At 70.1% G+C, this 14,689-nt stretch carries 11 protein-coding genes; 8 read left to right on the top strand and 3 right to left on the bottom strand.

Annotation, left to right across the window (positions count from 1 at the left end; translation table 11 throughout):
- Window positions 1-5 precede the first annotated feature (5 nt).
- On the top strand, window positions 6-905 hold the full coding sequence (locus tag LX16_RS10250) for a GNAT family N-acetyltransferase (protein WP_147136609.1): 900 nt from the start codon (window positions 6-8) through the stop codon (window positions 903-905).
- A gap of 9 nt (window positions 906-914) precedes the next feature.
- Here the strand turns inward: LX16_RS10250 and LX16_RS10245 are convergent, their stop codons facing one another.
- A complete protein-coding gene (locus LX16_RS10245) occupies window positions 915-1,490 on the bottom strand; it encodes a TetR/AcrR family transcriptional regulator (RefSeq protein ID WP_147136606.1) in 576 nt (191 codons plus the stop codon).
- A gap of 128 nt (window positions 1,491-1,618) precedes the next feature.
- On the opposite strand from LX16_RS10245, the gene LX16_RS10240 reads away from it, so the two are divergent.
- The 4 genes from LX16_RS10240 (at window position 1,619) to LX16_RS10225 (ending at window position 6,572) form a co-directional block, all read left to right on the top strand.
- Window positions 1,619-2,476: a carbon-nitrogen hydrolase family protein gene (locus LX16_RS10240; RefSeq protein ID WP_147136603.1), complete on the top strand. Its 858-nt coding sequence runs from the start codon at window positions 1,619-1,621 to the stop codon at window positions 2,474-2,476.
- Window positions 2,473-3,096 (top strand): NUDIX hydrolase, encoded by a 624-nt coding sequence (locus tag LX16_RS10235; RefSeq protein ID WP_147136600.1) that lies wholly within the window; start codon window positions 2,473-2,475, stop codon window positions 3,094-3,096. Before LX16_RS10240 ends, LX16_RS10235 begins: the two co-directional genes overlap by 4 nt.
- A 153-nt stretch (window positions 3,097-3,249) precedes the next feature.
- The gene (locus LX16_RS10230) at window positions 3,250-5,661 is read left to right on the top strand and encodes a M4 family metallopeptidase (RefSeq protein ID WP_147136597.1); all 2,412 of its coding nucleotides are present in this window, start codon (window positions 3,250-3,252) and stop codon (window positions 5,659-5,661) included.
- Window positions 5,662-5,753: 92 nt separating this feature from the next.
- Complete coding sequence (locus LX16_RS10225; RefSeq protein ID WP_147136594.1) at window positions 5,754-6,572, top strand: MOSC domain-containing protein; 819 nt, start codon at window positions 5,754-5,756, stop codon at window positions 6,570-6,572.
- A 4-nt stretch (window positions 6,573-6,576) separates the two neighbouring features.
- On the opposite strand, the gene LX16_RS10220 is transcribed toward LX16_RS10225, so the two are convergent.
- Window positions 6,577-7,149: a methyltransferase domain-containing protein gene (locus tag LX16_RS10220; RefSeq protein ID WP_244615788.1), complete on the bottom strand. Its 573-nt coding sequence runs from the start codon at window positions 7,147-7,149 to the stop codon at window positions 6,577-6,579.
- Between the two features lie 209 nt (window positions 7,150-7,358).
- Here LX16_RS10220 and LX16_RS10215 point away from each other — a divergent pair, with 209 nt between their 5' ends.
- The gene (locus LX16_RS10215; protein ID WP_158645549.1) at window positions 7,359-9,770 is read left to right on the top strand and encodes an Hsp70 family protein; all 2,412 of its coding nucleotides are present in this window, start codon (window positions 7,359-7,361) and stop codon (window positions 9,768-9,770) included.
- A gap of 191 nt (window positions 9,771-9,961) precedes the next feature.
- On the top strand, window positions 9,962-11,128 hold the full coding sequence (locus tag LX16_RS10210) for a MalY/PatB family protein (RefSeq protein WP_211354378.1): 1,167 nt from the start codon (window positions 9,962-9,964) through the stop codon (window positions 11,126-11,128).
- Between the two features lie 106 nt (window positions 11,129-11,234).
- Here LX16_RS10210 and LX16_RS10205 read toward each other — a convergent pair whose 3' ends face one another.
- Entirely contained in the window at window positions 11,235-14,030 is a 2,796-nt protein-coding gene (locus LX16_RS10205) for an aconitate hydratase (RefSeq protein WP_147136588.1), read from the bottom strand.
- Window positions 14,031-14,233: 203 nt separating this feature from the next.
- Between LX16_RS10205 and LX16_RS10200 the strand changes: the two genes are divergently transcribed.
- A complete protein-coding gene (locus LX16_RS10200; RefSeq protein ID WP_147136585.1) occupies window positions 14,234-14,662 on the top strand; it encodes a VOC family protein in 429 nt (142 codons plus the stop codon).
- Window positions 14,663-14,689: the final 27 nt, after the last annotated feature.

The raw sequence follows: 14,689 nt of genomic DNA, 5'->3' as shown, positions 1-14,689 counted from the left end.
CCCGGATGATCGCGTCGCGTCGCCTCACCGATCCGGTTCGAGACCTGCCACGCCTGAGGGAACTCGCCGCACGGCTGTGGGGGCCGGACGCACGCATCCACCCGGGTGAACTGATCTGGATGCGGTTCCAGCACACCGGCCGCGAACCGGAATGGCCCACCGCCTGGTGGGAGCAGGACGGACGGCCCGTCGCCTGGGCGTGGCTCGACCTGTCCGGCGGCTTCCAGTTCCAGGTGGACCCGGCATTTCCCGGCTTGGCGGGGGAGGTCGTCGACTGGTGTGCGGCCGAGGCGGGCGGTGCGGCACTCACCGCCACGATCCGCGACGCCGAGACCTGGGCCGCCCGGGCACTCCTTGAACGGGGGTTCACCAGGAGGGACGGTGGGCCGTTCTTCGTCCACATGCGTCGCGACCTGACGGATGTGCCGGAGCCGTGGGTACCGGCCGGGTACCGGTTGCGCCCGGTGCGCGACGCCTCGGACGCCCCCGGTCGCGCCGCCGTGCACCGTGCCGCCTTCTCGTTGCCGGGTCTGCCGCCGTCGCGGGTAGACACCGCGGCCTATCGGGAGCTGATGCGGCAACCCGGCTACCTGCCCGGGCTCGACTGGATCGTCGAGCACGACGGTGAACCGGTGGCGTTCTGCCTGGTCTGGTACGACGCACGGATCGACACCGTCTGCCTCGAACCGGTGGGTTGCGCGCCGGAACACCGGCGGCACGGCCTGGCCACCGCGGCGATCCTCGCCGCGCTCCGCGCCGCCCGGACACTCGGTGCCCGTCACGCCCGGGTGTGCGCCCGCGGTGACGACGCGTACCCGTCGGCGCGGGCGCTTTACGGGTCGATCGGTTTCCGCGCCTACGGTGTCAACCACGGCTATCATCGGCCCGCCGCCGACGGCTCGTGAACCGGTGGATCAGGCAGGCCGCCGGACGGCCGTCTCCACCATGTCGAGGACCGCGGTGATGTCGGCGGCGGGACTGCCCATCGCCAGGTGGGTGATGAGCCCGTCGTAGGCCAGTTCGAGGAACTCGGCGAGTACCTCCACGGGCAGGTCGGTCCGCAGGTTCCCGGCGTCCCGTTGCCGCCGCAGCCGGTCCCGGGTCGCGGTCGCGATCGCCTGTTTGCGGTCCTCCCACGCCTTGGCGAAGTCGGCGTCGGTGCGCAGCCGCCGGCTCACCTCCAGTTGGCTGCCCAGCCAACCGGTGATCTCGGGCCGGTCGGCGTCGTCCACCAGGTCCCGCATGACCTGTACCAGACCGTGCCGGGCGACGGTGTCCGCCATCTGGATCGCGTCGTCCTCGGCCACGGCGAGGAACAGTGAGTCCTTGTCCTTGAAGTGGTGGAAGATCGCGCCGCGTGACAGGCCGATCTCCTCCTCCAGGCGTTTGACGGTGGCGCCCTCGTAACCGTGCCGCGCGAAGCAGGCCCGCGCGCCGGCGAGTATCTCGCGGCGGCGGGAATTCAGACGTTCTGGACTGACCCTAGGCACCCATTGATCCTGACAGGCGCACGTGTGGTCCGCAATGAGGACGTATGTGTTGCCGGATTCCCCGCCGTGGTAGGCACGGTGGAGCGGGCGGCGGCCGGCCGGGACGGCTCCGCTGGCACCATGGTGGGGTGACCCACCCAGACGACCCCTCCGCGTTCCTGCGGGTGGCCGCGGTGCAGGCGGCCTCGATCCCCGGCGACATCATCGCCAACGCCAACACCGCGGCCGGACTGATCGACCGTGCCGACCACGCCGGGGCCGACGTCGTCGTGTTCCCGGAGCTGTTCCTGCCGGGGTACCACCCGCCGACGTGGGAGAGCCGCCCGGCGTTGTGCGACCTGGAGGTGGACTTCCACGGCCAGGTGGGTGACCGACGGCTGGACCCGTTGCGGGACATGGCGCAGCGTCACCGGTTGTGCGTCCTGGTGGGGGCGAGCGTCCGGCAGGGGCCGCGCCGCCACATCGCCACGCTGCTGGTCAACCGGTTCGGGGTGGTGCGCGACGTCTACCACAAGCAGCACCTCGTGGCGGTCGAGAAGGCGTCGTTCACGGCCGGGGACCGGGGCACGACCGTCGTGGTCAACGGTTGGCGGTTGGGCGTGGGCGTCTGTTACGACGCGACGTTCCCCGAGCACGCCCGCGCCGCCGCCACCGACGGCTGCCACGCCTACGTGACCGGCGGCGCCTTCAACGTGGGCGGTGAGCACCGCCGCGACCTCTACCACGCGGCACGGGCGTTGGACAACACGTTCTACGTGGTGTTCGCCGGGGGTGTGGGCGGTCTGGCGCCGTGGACGCTCAGCGGTGGCAGTGCCGTGTTCGACCCCGAGGGCAGGGTGTTGGACCGGGCGCCGGGGAAGGCCAACGGTCTCGCCGTCGCCGACCTGGAGGCGCAGCGCCTGGCGGAGGTCCGGCGGGCACACACCATGCTGTCCGATCTCCGCACCGACCTGTCCGTCCGCGACACCGTCGAGGTGGAGGGATGACACCGGCCGACCGGTTGATCGCACTGGCCGAGGAACTGCGCGGCATCGCGGCGGCGGGTCTGTACTACGGGACGGACGAGTACGACCGGGCGAGGTATCACCGGGTGCGGCGGCTGGCGGCGGAGGCGCTGGCGCTCACCGAGACCCGGAGCGCCGACGAGTTGGAACGGCTGTTCCTGGCGGACCTGACCGAGCGCACGGCGCTGGCGACGGCGGACGCGGCGGTCTTCGACGGCTCCGGCAGGCTGTTGTTGACGCGGCGCCGGGACTGTGGACAGTGGTGCATGCCGGGCGGTCTCACCGACGTGGGTGAGACCCCCGCCGAGGCCGCCGAGCGCGAGACGCGCGAGGAGACCGGCATGGAGGTGCGGGCGGTCGCGTTGTACGGCCTGTACGACAATCGCCGGATCTCCGACACGCCGCGGGTGCAGACGTACTGCGCGGTCTTCCGGGCCGAGTGGGTCTCGGGGACGCCGCAGGTCACCTCCGAGACGTGCGACGTCGGCTGGTTCGATCGGGCGGCGGCCGCCGAGCTGGAACTCTTCCGCGGTCACCGTGTGAAGGTGCCGGACGCCTTCGATCTGTTCGAGGGTAAGCGTTCCGGCGCGGTATTTCACTGAATCCACCTGCGCTTCATATTGACGTGCGTAAATGTCAATGTGTCCGGTTCGCTGAACGGCGGCCGATTGACCCTCGATCGCGGGTCTGCCACTGTGCGTGGCAGACGGCTGAACACCTCCTCAGCCGGATGCCCCCGAGAGGAGACCCTCCTTATGAGACGGCTATTGGCCGTGAGCCTGGTGTCCGGGCTCACCGTGGCAGCACTGTCCGGCGTCGCGTCGGCCGAACCCGGCGGCGATCCCGGTACCTTCGCCGATGACGGAAACACCGCCCACGCCGTCGACGGAGCCGACCGCCTGATGGCGGACCCCACCGCCGACATCCTCGCCGCACCCGGCGACCAGTTCCACAGACTCGACGTCACCACCGCCTTCGGCCTGCACTTCGTGTCGTACTCCCGCACCCACCACGACCTGCCGGTCGTCGGCGGAGACGTCGTCGTGGTCACCGACGGCGCCGGCGACGTCCGGTACACCCAGACCGGCCAGTCGGAGGTCCTCGACCTCGACGTACGGGCGGACGTGACGGCCTCGGCGGCGGCCGGCACCGCCGCCGACGACACCGGAGGACGGGTCACCTCCGCACCGGAACTGGTCGTACTCGCCTGGGACGACCCGGTTCTGGCCTGGGAGACCGTGGTCACCGGCCGCACCGACGACGGACTCCCCACCCTCACCCACGTCTTCACCGACGCCACCGACGGCGACGTGATCACCCGCTACGACCGGACCCGCGCCGGCACCGGCAACACCTGGTACAACGGCAGAGGCGGCACGGTCCAGTTCGGAACCACCTCCTCGGGCGGCTCGTACGTGATGCGTGATCCCGCCCGCCCCAACCTCTCGTGCGCCCGCCAGGGATCCAGCCCGTACACCGACGCCGACGACACCTGGGGCAACGCCACCGGTTCCGACCTCGTGACCGCCTGCGTGGACGCCATGTACGCGGCCGGACAACAGTGGGACATGCTCGCCGACTGGCTCGACCGCGACGGCATCAACGGCAACGGCGGCGGCTACCCGCTCTACGTCGGACTCAGCGCCCAGAACGCCTACTGGAACGGCAGCTCCGCGACCTTCGGCCGCGCCCCGGGCGGACAACTGGTCCCGCTCGACGTCGTCGCGCACGAACTGGGACACGGCATCTTCCAGACCACGCCCGGCGGCTCCGGCGGCGGAAACGAGACCGGTGGCCTCAACGAGGGCACCGGCGACATCTTCGGCGCGCTCACCGAGTGGTACGACGCCCAACCCGCCACCACCGGGAACGACGCGCCGGACTACCTGGTCGGCGAACGCGCCGACTTCCTCATCCGGAACATGCCCGACCCCGGCGCGCTCGGCGACCCGGACTGCTGGAGCACCGCGATCCCGGGCACCGAGGTCCACGCCGCGGCCGGCCCCATCAACCACTGGTTCTACCTGACGGCCGAGGGCACCGCCGCCGGCGGACCCGGCAAGCCGGGCAGCACCACGTGCGACGGCAGCACCCTCACCGGCATCGGCATCGAGGACGCCGGGAAGATCTGGATGGGCGCGCTGCTGGGCAAGAACTCCGGCTGGACATACGCGCAGGCGCGGCGGGCGGCGCTCAACTTCGCCGCCAGCACCCCGGTCTTCGCCACCTGCGCCGAGTACGACGCCGCCAAGGCGGCCTTCGACGCCGTCAGCGTGCCCGGTGGCAGCGACCCCGCCTGCACCAAGGCGGGCCGCGACTTCGCGGTGTCGGTCGACCCCGGCAACGGCCGGGTGGACGCCGGTGACGACCTCACCGCCACTGTGGCCACCACCACGGTCGCCGGCGCCGCCCAGTCGCTGACACTGTCGGCCGCGACCTCGTCGTCGGCGATCACCGCCTCGGTCTCACCCGGCACCGTCACCTCCGGCGGCACCGCGACACTCACTGTCGGGACCACCTCCGGCACACCCGACGGCGAGTACACCGTCACCGTGACGGCCACCGGGACCACCGGCACCAAGACCGCCGAATTCGACCTCACGGTCGGTACCGTGACCGGACCGGTCGTCGTCTTCTCCGACGACTTCTCCACCGACAAGGGGTGGACGGTGAACTCCGGTGGCGGCGACACCGCGACCGCCGGTCAGTGGCAGCGCGGCGACCCCGCGCAGACGACGTACCTGGGCACGGTGCTGCAACGCGGCGACTGCGCCAGCGAGTCGCAGTGCCTGGTCACCGGGCCGGCCGCCGGCTCCGACGCGGGCGGTCACGACGTGGACAACGGCGTGACCACCGCGACGTCTCCCGCGATAGCGCTACCGGCGGGTGCGTCGGCGGAGTTGACCCTGAGCGCGTATCTGGCGCACCTCAACAACTCCGGTTCCACCGATCACCTCCGGATCTCCGTCGTGACCGGCGCGGGCACGGTCGTGTTGCAGACCTTCACCGGCGCGGCCACCGACCGGGCGGCCGCGTGGAGCGACCACGCCTACGACCTGTCGGCCTACGCCGGTCAGACGGTGCGCATCGTGGTCACGGCGGCGGACGCCGGCTCCGCGAGCCTGGTGGAGGCTGCCGTCGACGACGTCACCGTCACCTCGGGCTGACCGAGCGGTCCTCCGTTCCCGCCCGGCGTCTCGGGCGGGAACGGAGGACCCGGTTCCACTGTGCGACCCGGCGGCGGCATAGAGTCGTGCGGATGCGGATCGTGTCACTGCATGTACATCCGATGAAGTCGATCGCGCCCAACGACGTCGCCGAGGCCGCCGTCGCGCCGTACGGGCTGGCGGGGGACCGCCGACTGCTACTGGTGGACCGCGACGGTGCCCAGGTCACCGCCCGGGAGCATCCGCGGCTGCTGCGGGTGAGGGCGGCGTACCGTATGCCGGACGTGGTGGACTTCCACGCGCCCGGTGGGGCGGGGCTCACCGTGCGACTGGCGGAGAACGCGCCGCGCCGGGCGGTCTCGGTGTTCGGTACCCGGTTCACCGCCGCCGACTGTGGTGAGGCCGCCGCGGCGTGGTTCACCGGCCTGTTGGGGATCCCGGTCCGGCTGACGCATCAGGACGACCCGGCGTCCCGGCGGGTCGGCCACCCGGCCGGGCGCCCCGGAGAGGTCGTCTCCACCGCCGACGCCTTCCCGATCCTGTTGACCAGCACGACGTCCCTCGACCGGCTCAACGAGTGGGTGACCGCACGACAGTCCGAACTGGACGAGCCGGTGGAGCCCGTGCCGATGTCCCGGTTCCGGCCCAACGTCGTGGTGGACTCACCCGTGCCGTTCGCCGAGACCGGGTGGCGACACGTCACGGTCGCGGGGCTCGGCTTCCGGGTCGCGGCGGAATGCGACCGCTGTGTCATGACCACCATCGCGCCGGAGACCGGCGACATCGGGCGCGAGCCGTTGCGCAGCCTGGCGAAGCACCGGCGGCGGGACGGTGCGAGCTGGTTCGGGATCTACCTCGTGCCGCTGGAGACCGGCACGATCCGGGTCGGGGACGACGTCGTCGCGGGTTGAACCGTCACGGTTTCCGCGCCACCACGTGGTAGGCGTGCCAGTGCTTGGGACCCTGCATCGAACGGCCGTCCTCGTCCTGCTCGTGGAGGTGTTCGACCTCCAGGCCCGCCAGCATCTCGTCCAGAGTGGATCGACTGACCGGCGTCATGGCCGGATTGGCCGCCCAGTCGTCGCGTTCACCGAGTAGGTTCCCGGCGAACCGGCCGCCCGGCCGCAGGCTCGCCACGATCCGGTCCCAGGTCTCGGTGAAGCGGGCGGCCGGTACGAAGAAGACACTGGAACCGGCGTGGACCAGGTCCGCCCGCGGCATGTCGAAGTCCTCGATCGTCCCGGTGACCGTCGTGAGCCGTTCGGCACCGGCGCCGTCGGCCCTGGCGTGCAGCCGGGGTGCGGCGGCCGGGTCGGCGTCGACCGCGACGACCTCCCAGCCTCGGGACAGCAGATCCATCGTCTCGTTCCCCGCGCCGAAGCCGAGGTCCACGGCGAGACCGGGCCCGGAGAACCGTTCCACGGCCTCCAGGTACAGCTCGCGTGGTGGTAGCCCGGTCGTCTTGTCGAAGTACGGCGTCCAGTCCATGCTCACCCGCCGAGCATGCCACGGATCCGCGACGGCTCCTGAGAATCCTCACAGCCACCGAGCATCCGTCGACTTGTGAGTAGACCGACGCCACGTGAGGTCCATGTGGACGTTTCGTTCTCCCGTCGTGCTCACTTAGGCTTGAACCTGTGTTCCCTTCTCACAACGGTGCGCTCGGCATCGATTTCGGGACCTCCCACACTGTCGCGGTGGTGAGGCGGCGTGACGGCCGGGTGCAGTCGTTGCTGTTCGACTCGTCGCCCCTGTTGCCGTCGGCGGTGTTCGTCGACGGTGACGAACGACTGGTGACAGGCCGGGACGCACTGGAATCGGCGAGGACGGCACCGGCCCGCTTGGAACCACATCCGAAACGCAGAGTCGACGACGGTACCGTCCTGTTGGGTGATCGCGAGTGGCGAGTCGTCGACCTGTTCGCCGCGGTGTTGGAGCGTGTTCGGCGCGAGTGCGTCCAGGTCATGGGCGAAGTCCCGCAGGACGTAGCGGTCACGCACCCGGCCGTGTGGGGTGCCCCACGGCGCGAGGTGCTTCGGAAAGCATGCGGCAGAGCGGGATTGTCCAAGGTCCGCCTGGTTCCCGAGCCCGTCGCCGCCGCCTACTACCTCGTCGAGCAGTTGGATCACGCGGTCGCACCGGGTACCTCCATCCTGGTCTACGACTTCGGTGCCGGCACGTTCGACGTCAGTGTCGTGACCCGACGAGCGCGCGGGTTCGACGTCACCGCCGCGAGCGGTCTCGACGAGCTGGGCGGCATCGACATCGACGCGGCCATCGCCGCCGAGCTTCGCGAACGTGTCGGAGAGGTGGGCGACTGGAACTGGTTCTCGCACCCCGGGACCGCCGCCGAGCGTCGAGGACGTCACGACCTCGATCGGGACATCCGGTTGGCCAAGGAACGTCTGAGCCGGCAGACCACCGCTGACCTGTACGTGCCGATCCTGGATCGCGATGTCCATCTGACGCGTGCCGAACTGGAGACGTTGGCGCGCCCGTTGCTGGACCGGGCGGTCGCGGTGGTTCGGTCGGTCGTCGAGGGGGCCGGTGTCCGCGCGACCGAGTTGGGCGGGATATTCCTGGTCGGCGGGGCCAGCCGTATGCCCCTGGTGGCGACACTTCTGCACCGGGAGTTGGGGATCGCGCCCATCGTCGTCGACCAGTTGGAACAGGTCGTCGCACATGGTGCGTTGTCGAGCGGCCACGTTGATCGGTCCACGACGGTATCCGATACAGCTGCGGTGAAGCCGCCGTCGGAAGCTTCGGATTCACGTGATTCGCCCTTGCTCGCGAGCCGATCCACGACAGCGCCGGTATCGCCCGCCGTTCCGGCACCGGCGCCTGAACGTGCGACGACACCCGGCGATCCCGAACCCGTGACTCCGGCGGTGATGCGCACCCGCACGGACGAAGACTCCCCACCCGAGAGGATCGAGTCGTCGAAACGCGGTTCCGACATGTACCACGCCGACACCGACCCACCGGTCGAGGATCAGGACGATGCCCAAGGTGACGGCGCGGACGTCACGCCGAGGGCCGCTCGTCTTCGCCGCCGGGTGCTGTTGGCGGGTGGCCTGGGGGTGGCGGCGGCGGTCGTGATCCCGTTCGCGTTGAGTGGGGATGACCCACCCGCCCGATCCGACGACACCGCGACGTCGTCACCATCGCCGAGCACCTCCGGCGACGGCCGGAGGTGGGCTTCCGAGACCTTCCTCGAGGACGTCGACGTCAGGGCGCTTGCGTTGAGCCCGGATGGTTCCGTCCTCGCCTTCACACGTGAGGAGGCCCTGGAACTGTGGAACACATCGGGTGAGGGTATCGACGTCCTCCCGTACGAGGAGGATCCGACCGCATTCGACACCGGGGATCGGATGACGTTCCATCCGGACGGCGACCTGCTGGCCGTATCCCGTGAGGGTGTCGGTATCTGGGAAGTCTCTCGCCGCGAGCGCTTTGCCACGCTCGAGGGAGACCGGCGAACCCCGATGGCGTTCAGTCCGGACGGCCGCCTACTAGCCTTCGGCCGCGACGATCAGGTGCTGGTGTGGGACGTGACCACGCGGACGACCGTCACGACACTCACGTCGTCGGCATGGGAGGTGACCGGTCTGGAGGGCATCGCCTTCAGTCCGGACGGCATCCGATTGGCGACGGTGGGAGGTGGTCTGGAGAGCACGATCCTGGAGGTATGGGACACGGCGACTTGGCGGCGGACGTTCTCGCCGGAAGCGGTCTTCGACGGATTGGGCGGTGCGGTCGCTTTCAGTCCGGACGGCTCGCTTTTCGCGGTCAGCGGGTTGGGTTCCGGCCGTATCCAACTGTACGAAGTGGCCGACTGGAAGCGGGCCGACATGTTGGAGGCACCGGGCGGCAACGGGAATCATCTCCAGTTCAGTCATGACGGTGCCATCCTGGCGTCGAACGGGAGGATTGAGACCTCGGGCAGGCTGGATCTGTGGGACATGACGACCCGGCAGCGATTCACTTCACTGCCGGGCAGCCCGCTCCTGCACAGGGGCGGCGACCTCACCGGGATCGCGTTCAGCCCGGATGGAGTCACCATCGTCACCGCCAACGATTCGTCGATCGAGCTGTGGAAACCGGTGTGACAGCCACCGAGCGGCCCGGAGATCCCGCCATGGGTGGTCTGGGGCCGGGAATGAATCGGGCATTCGGTATGTTTCGGGCGCCTGGAAGGGCCTGTGGCCACCCAAGGCGGTCAATGGGTGGGGCGGGCGCATCGGTGGGGCGGGTGACTTCCGCCATAGCCGAGCCGGTGACGGCTCGGGCATCATGAGGCATGGCCGATATACCGAGTTCCCCGTTGGAGAGCCTGACCCTGGACCGGTTGCGGCGACGCCACAGCGTGAAGTGGCGGCACTACGCCGCCGACGTGCTGCCGGTGTGGGTGGCCGAGATGGACACGCCGTTGGCGGAGCCGATCCGGGAGGTGCTGCGGGAGGCGGTCGAGGCCGGTGACACCGGCTACGCGACCGACTGCGGATACGCCGAGGCGTTCTGCGGCTTCGCGTCCGACCGGTACGGCTGGTCCCTCGATCCCTCCGTGCCGATCCTGGTGGGTGACGTGATGGGCGGCGTGGTCGCGGCACTGGACGCGGTCAGCCGGCCGGGCGACCGGGTCGTCATCTCCACGCCCGTCTACCCGCCGTTCTACTCCTTCGTGGGCCGGGCCGGCCGGAAGGTGGTCGCCAGCCCGTTGGCCGACACCGGTGCGGGGCTGCGACTCGACCCCGACCGGTTGGACGCCGACCTGGCGGGCGCCTCGGTGTACCTGATGTGCAACCCGCACAACCCCGCCGGGCACGTGCTCACCCGCGAGGAGCTGATCGCCGTCGCCGATACGGCGGAACGGCACGGCGTCACCGTCATCAGTGACGAGATCCACGCGCCGCTGACCATGCCGGGCGAGCGGCACATCCCCTTCACCTCGATCGACCACCCGGCGGCGGCCCGCGCGTTCACCCTCCACTCCGCCTCCAAGGCGTGGAACCTGGCCGGGTTGAAGGCGGCCCTGTTGATTCCGGGGCCGGCGGCCGAGGTGTCGGACCTGCCCGACGACCTGTGGGCCGCCGCTGGACTGTTCGGTGCGCTTGCGGGGCGTGCGGCCTTCGCCGAGTGCGTCGACTGGCTCGACGAGGTGCGGACCGGTCTCGACCACAACCGGACGCTGCTCGCCGCGCTGTTGGCCGAGCGGCTGCCCGAGGTGGGTTACCGGCCGCCGCAGGCGACGTACCTGACCTGGCTGGACCTGCGCGCCTACGGACTCGGCGCCGACGCCGCCGACGTGTTGTTGGAGAAGGGCAGGCTCGGTGTCCACAACGGCACCTCGTTCGGTGCCGAGGGCGCCGGATTCGTGCGGCTCAACATCGCCACGTCGCGGGCCGTACTCACCGAGGCGGTCGAACGGATGGCGCGAGCCCTGGACCGCCCGGCGTCCGCCGCGTAGTGGGTTCCACAGTGCACTGCCGATCCGGCCGCGCTCCGGCGCCGACCGGGCCGTGACGCACGGCGGCGCGGTACCGGACCGGTACCGCGCCGCCGAGGTGGAAGGGTCACTTCTTGGCGATCAACGACCTCAGCACGTACTGCAGGATGCCGCCGTGCCGGTAGTACTCGGCCTCACCGGGGGTGTCGATCCGCACCACGGCGTCGAACTCCGCGGTGGGCGTGTCCGCCCCGGGACGGGTGGCGGTCACGTGGACGGTCTGCGGGATGCCGTCGTTCAGGCCGGTGACACCGGAGAAATCGAACTCCTCGCTGCCGTCGAGTCCCAGCGACTCCGCCGAGGCGCCCTCGGGGAACTGGAGCGGGAGCACGCCCATCCCGATGAGGTTCGACCGGTGGATGCGCTCGTAGGACTCGGCGATGACCGCCTTGACACCCAGCAGTGACGTCCCCTTGGCCGCCCAGTCGCGGGAGGAACCGGAGCCGTACTCCTTGCCGGCGAGCACCACCAGCGGCGTGCCGGCGGCGGCGTAGTTCTGCGCGGCGTCGTAGATCGTGGTGACGGGGCCGTCGTCCACGGTGAAGTCGCGGGTGAAGCCGCCTTCGGTGCCCGGCGCGATCTGGTTGCGCAGCCGGATGTTGGCGAAGGTTCCCCGGATCATCACCTCGTGGTTGCCGCGCCGCGACCCGTAGGAGTTGAAGTCGGCCGGCGAGACGCCGTTCTCCTTCAGGTACCTTCCGGCGGGCGAGTCTGCCTTGATGGCGCCGGCGGGGGAGATGTGGTCGGTGGTCACCGAGTCGCCCAGTTTCGCCAGCACCCGGGCGCCGGTGATCTCCCGTACCGCCTCCGGCTGCGCGGGCATCCCGTCGAAGTAGGGTGCCTTGCGCACGTAGGTGGAGTCGTCGGCCCACTCGAAACGGTCGCCGGTCGGGATCGGCAGCGACTTCCAGCGGTCGTCGCCCTCGAAGACGTTGGCGTAGTCCCGGGTGAACATCTCACGGCCGATGGTGGAGTGCACGACCTCGGCGATCTCCTCGGCGGACGGCCAGATGTCGGCCAGCATGATCGGCGCGCCGTCGGCGTCGGTGCCCAGCGGGTCGTTCCCCAGGTCGAAGTCCATCGATCCGGCGAGCGCGTAGGCGACGACCAGCGGCGGCGACGCCAGGTAGTTCATCTTCACGTCCGGGTTGATCCGGCCCTCGAAGTTGCGGTTGCCGGACAGGACCGAGGTGACCGCCAGGTCGGCGTCGTTGACGGCCCGCGAGATCTCCTCCTGCAGCGGACCGGAGTTGCCGATGCAGGTGGTGCAGCCGTAACCGACCAGGTTGAAGCCGAGCTTGTCGAGGTACGGCGTGAGGCCGGCCCGCTCCAGGTATCCCGTGACGACCTGCGACCCGGGCGCGAGCGAGGTCTTCACCCACGGCTTGCGGGACAGTCCCTTGTCGACGGCGTTCTTGGCCAGCAGCGCGGCCCCGACCATGACGTACGGGTTGGACGTGTTGGTGCACGAGGTGATGGCGGCGATGACCACGTGACCGTGGTCCAGCTCGAACTCGGTGCCGTCCGCGAGCGTCACGGGCGTGCGCCGGTGCGGGCGACGGCCGTCGAGGTGCGCCGGGTGCGGCTTGTCCCCCTCGCCGTCGCGGGTGACGGCGGGGGAGTCCGAGGCCGGGAACGACTCGGCGGAGGCCTCGTCGGCCGGGCCCTGGATGCTGTCGCCGTCGACGTAGTCGCCCACCGAGGACCGCCAGGCCGCCTGCGCGTCGGACAGCGAGATGCGGTCCTGGGGACGCTTCGGACCCGCGATCGAGGGGACCACGGTGGCCAGGTCCAGTTCGAGGTACTCGCTGTACTCGGGTTCCCGCGACGGGTCGTGCCACAGCCCCTGCGCCTTGGCGTACGCCTCGGTGAGTGCGAGGGCGTGCTCGTCCCGGCCGGTCAGCTCCAGGTAGGAGATGGTCTCGGAGTCGATCGGGAAGATCGCGCAGGTGGAGCCGAACTCGGGGCTCATGTTGCCCAGGGTGGCGCGGTCGGCGACCGGCACCGCGCCGACGCCCTCGCCGTAGAACTCGACGAACTTGCCGACGACGCCGTGTGCCCGCAGCATCTCGGTGACGGTGAGCACCAGGTCGGTGGCGGTCGCACCGGCGGGGAGTTCCCCGGTCAGCTTGAAGCCGACGACGCGGGGGATGAGCATGGAGATCGGCTGCCCCAGCATGGCGGCCTCGGCCTCGATGCCGCCGACGCCCCAGCCCAGGACGCCGATGCCGTTCTCCATCGTGGTGTGGGAGTCGGTGCCGACGCAGGTGTCGGGGTAGGCGACGCCGTCGCGGGTCATGACGACGCGCGCGAGGTGTTCGATGTTGACCTGGTGGACGATGCCGGTTCCCGGCGGCACCACCTTGAACTCGTCGAAGGCGGTCTGCCCCCACCGGAGGAACTGGTAGCGCTCGTGGTTGCGCTGGTACTCCCGCTCCACGTTGCGCTGGAAGGCGTCGGGGTGTCCGAAGTAGTCGACGATCACGGAGTGGTCGATGACGAGTTCGGCCGGTGCCAGCGGGTTGATCCGTCCCGGGTCGCCGCCGAGGTCGGCGACGGCCTCCCGCATCGTCGCCAGGTCCACGACGCAGGGCACGCCGGTGAAGTCCTGCATGATGACCCGTGCCGGCGTGAACTGGATCTCCACACTGGGCGTGGCCTTGGGGTCCCATCCGCCGAGGGCACGGATGTGCGATTCGGTGATGTTCGCGCCGTCCTCGGTGCGCAGCAGATTCTCCAGCAGGACCTTCAGGCTGAACGGCAGGCGTTCATGGCCGGGGACCTTGTCGATCCGGAAGATCTCGTAGTTCTGGTCGCCGACTCTCAGGTCGGCGCGCGCGGCGAAGGTGTCGATGCTCGGCACTGATGCTCCCAAGTCGTTTGTCCGTATTCGTGTTCAGTCTGCCGGACGTGCCACGCCCGGCGGTGCCGGACCGCGCATGTGGCCGGCGCCGGACGGCACAAGTGGTCGGCGGTGCCGGACTGCGGGGCCCGGTGCCACCTCTCAAACAAACCGTACGTCCGTCTTGTTAAGATGTCAAACATCATCCCACGAACGGAGACGGCATGTATTTCGGTGTTCATCATGTCCAACTGACCTGCCCGGCGGGCAGTGAGGACACCCTAAGAACGTTCTACGGCGAACTGCTCGGCATGGCCGAGGTCGCCAAACCCGCCCGATTGGCCGCCCGAGGCGGCTGCTGGTTCCGGCTCGACGGGCAACCGGGGATCGAACTGCACCTGGGCGTCGAGGCGGAGTTCCGGCCCGCCCGTAAAGGACACCCGGGGATCGTGTGGGGCGACCTGGAATCGCTGCGCTCCCTCGCCGACCGCCTCACCGCGGCCGGGCACGGGGTCACCTGGGACGAGGAACTCCACGACCATCCCATGCGGCTCAACGGTGCGGAGGGTTCACCGGTCAACCCCGCCGGCATGCACCGGTTCTACGTCGACGACCCGCACGGCAACCGGATCGAGTTCCTCGCCCCCCGTTGAACACCGGACGGCCCGACGGCGGCACGC

The sequence above is a fragment of the Stackebrandtia albiflava genome, from assembly GCF_007994225.1.
Classification (GTDB): Bacteria; Actinomycetota; Actinomycetes; order Mycobacteriales; family Micromonosporaceae; genus Stackebrandtia; species Stackebrandtia albiflava.
The sequence above is the reverse complement of the archived record's forward strand: the minus strand, read 5'-3'. Positions and strand labels throughout refer to the sequence as shown.

Excerpts from the sequence above, each read along its gene's own strand:
- LX16_RS10230 (WP_147136597.1), top strand. The coding sequence starts at position 3,250 with ATGAGACGGCTATTGGCCGTGAGCCTGGTGTCCGGGCTCACCGTGGCA.
- LX16_RS10225 (WP_147136594.1), top strand. The coding sequence starts at position 5,754 with ATGCGGATCGTGTCACTGCATGTACATCCGATGAAGTCGATCGCGCCC.
- LX16_RS10235 (WP_147136600.1), top strand. The coding sequence starts at position 2,473 with ATGACACCGGCCGACCGGTTGATCGCACTGGCCGAGGAACTGCGCGGC.
- LX16_RS10200 (WP_147136585.1), top strand. The coding sequence starts at position 14,234 with ATGTATTTCGGTGTTCATCATGTCCAACTGACCTGCCCGGCGGGCAGT.
- LX16_RS10210 (WP_211354378.1), top strand. The coding sequence starts at position 9,962 with ATGGCCGATATACCGAGTTCCCCGTTGGAGAGCCTGACCCTGGACCGG.
- LX16_RS10220 (WP_244615788.1), bottom strand. The coding sequence starts at position 7,149 with ATGGACTGGACGCCGTACTTCGACAAGACGACCGGGCTACCACCACGC.
- LX16_RS10250 (WP_147136609.1), top strand. The coding sequence starts at position 6 with ATGATCGCGTCGCGTCGCCTCACCGATCCGGTTCGAGACCTGCCACGC.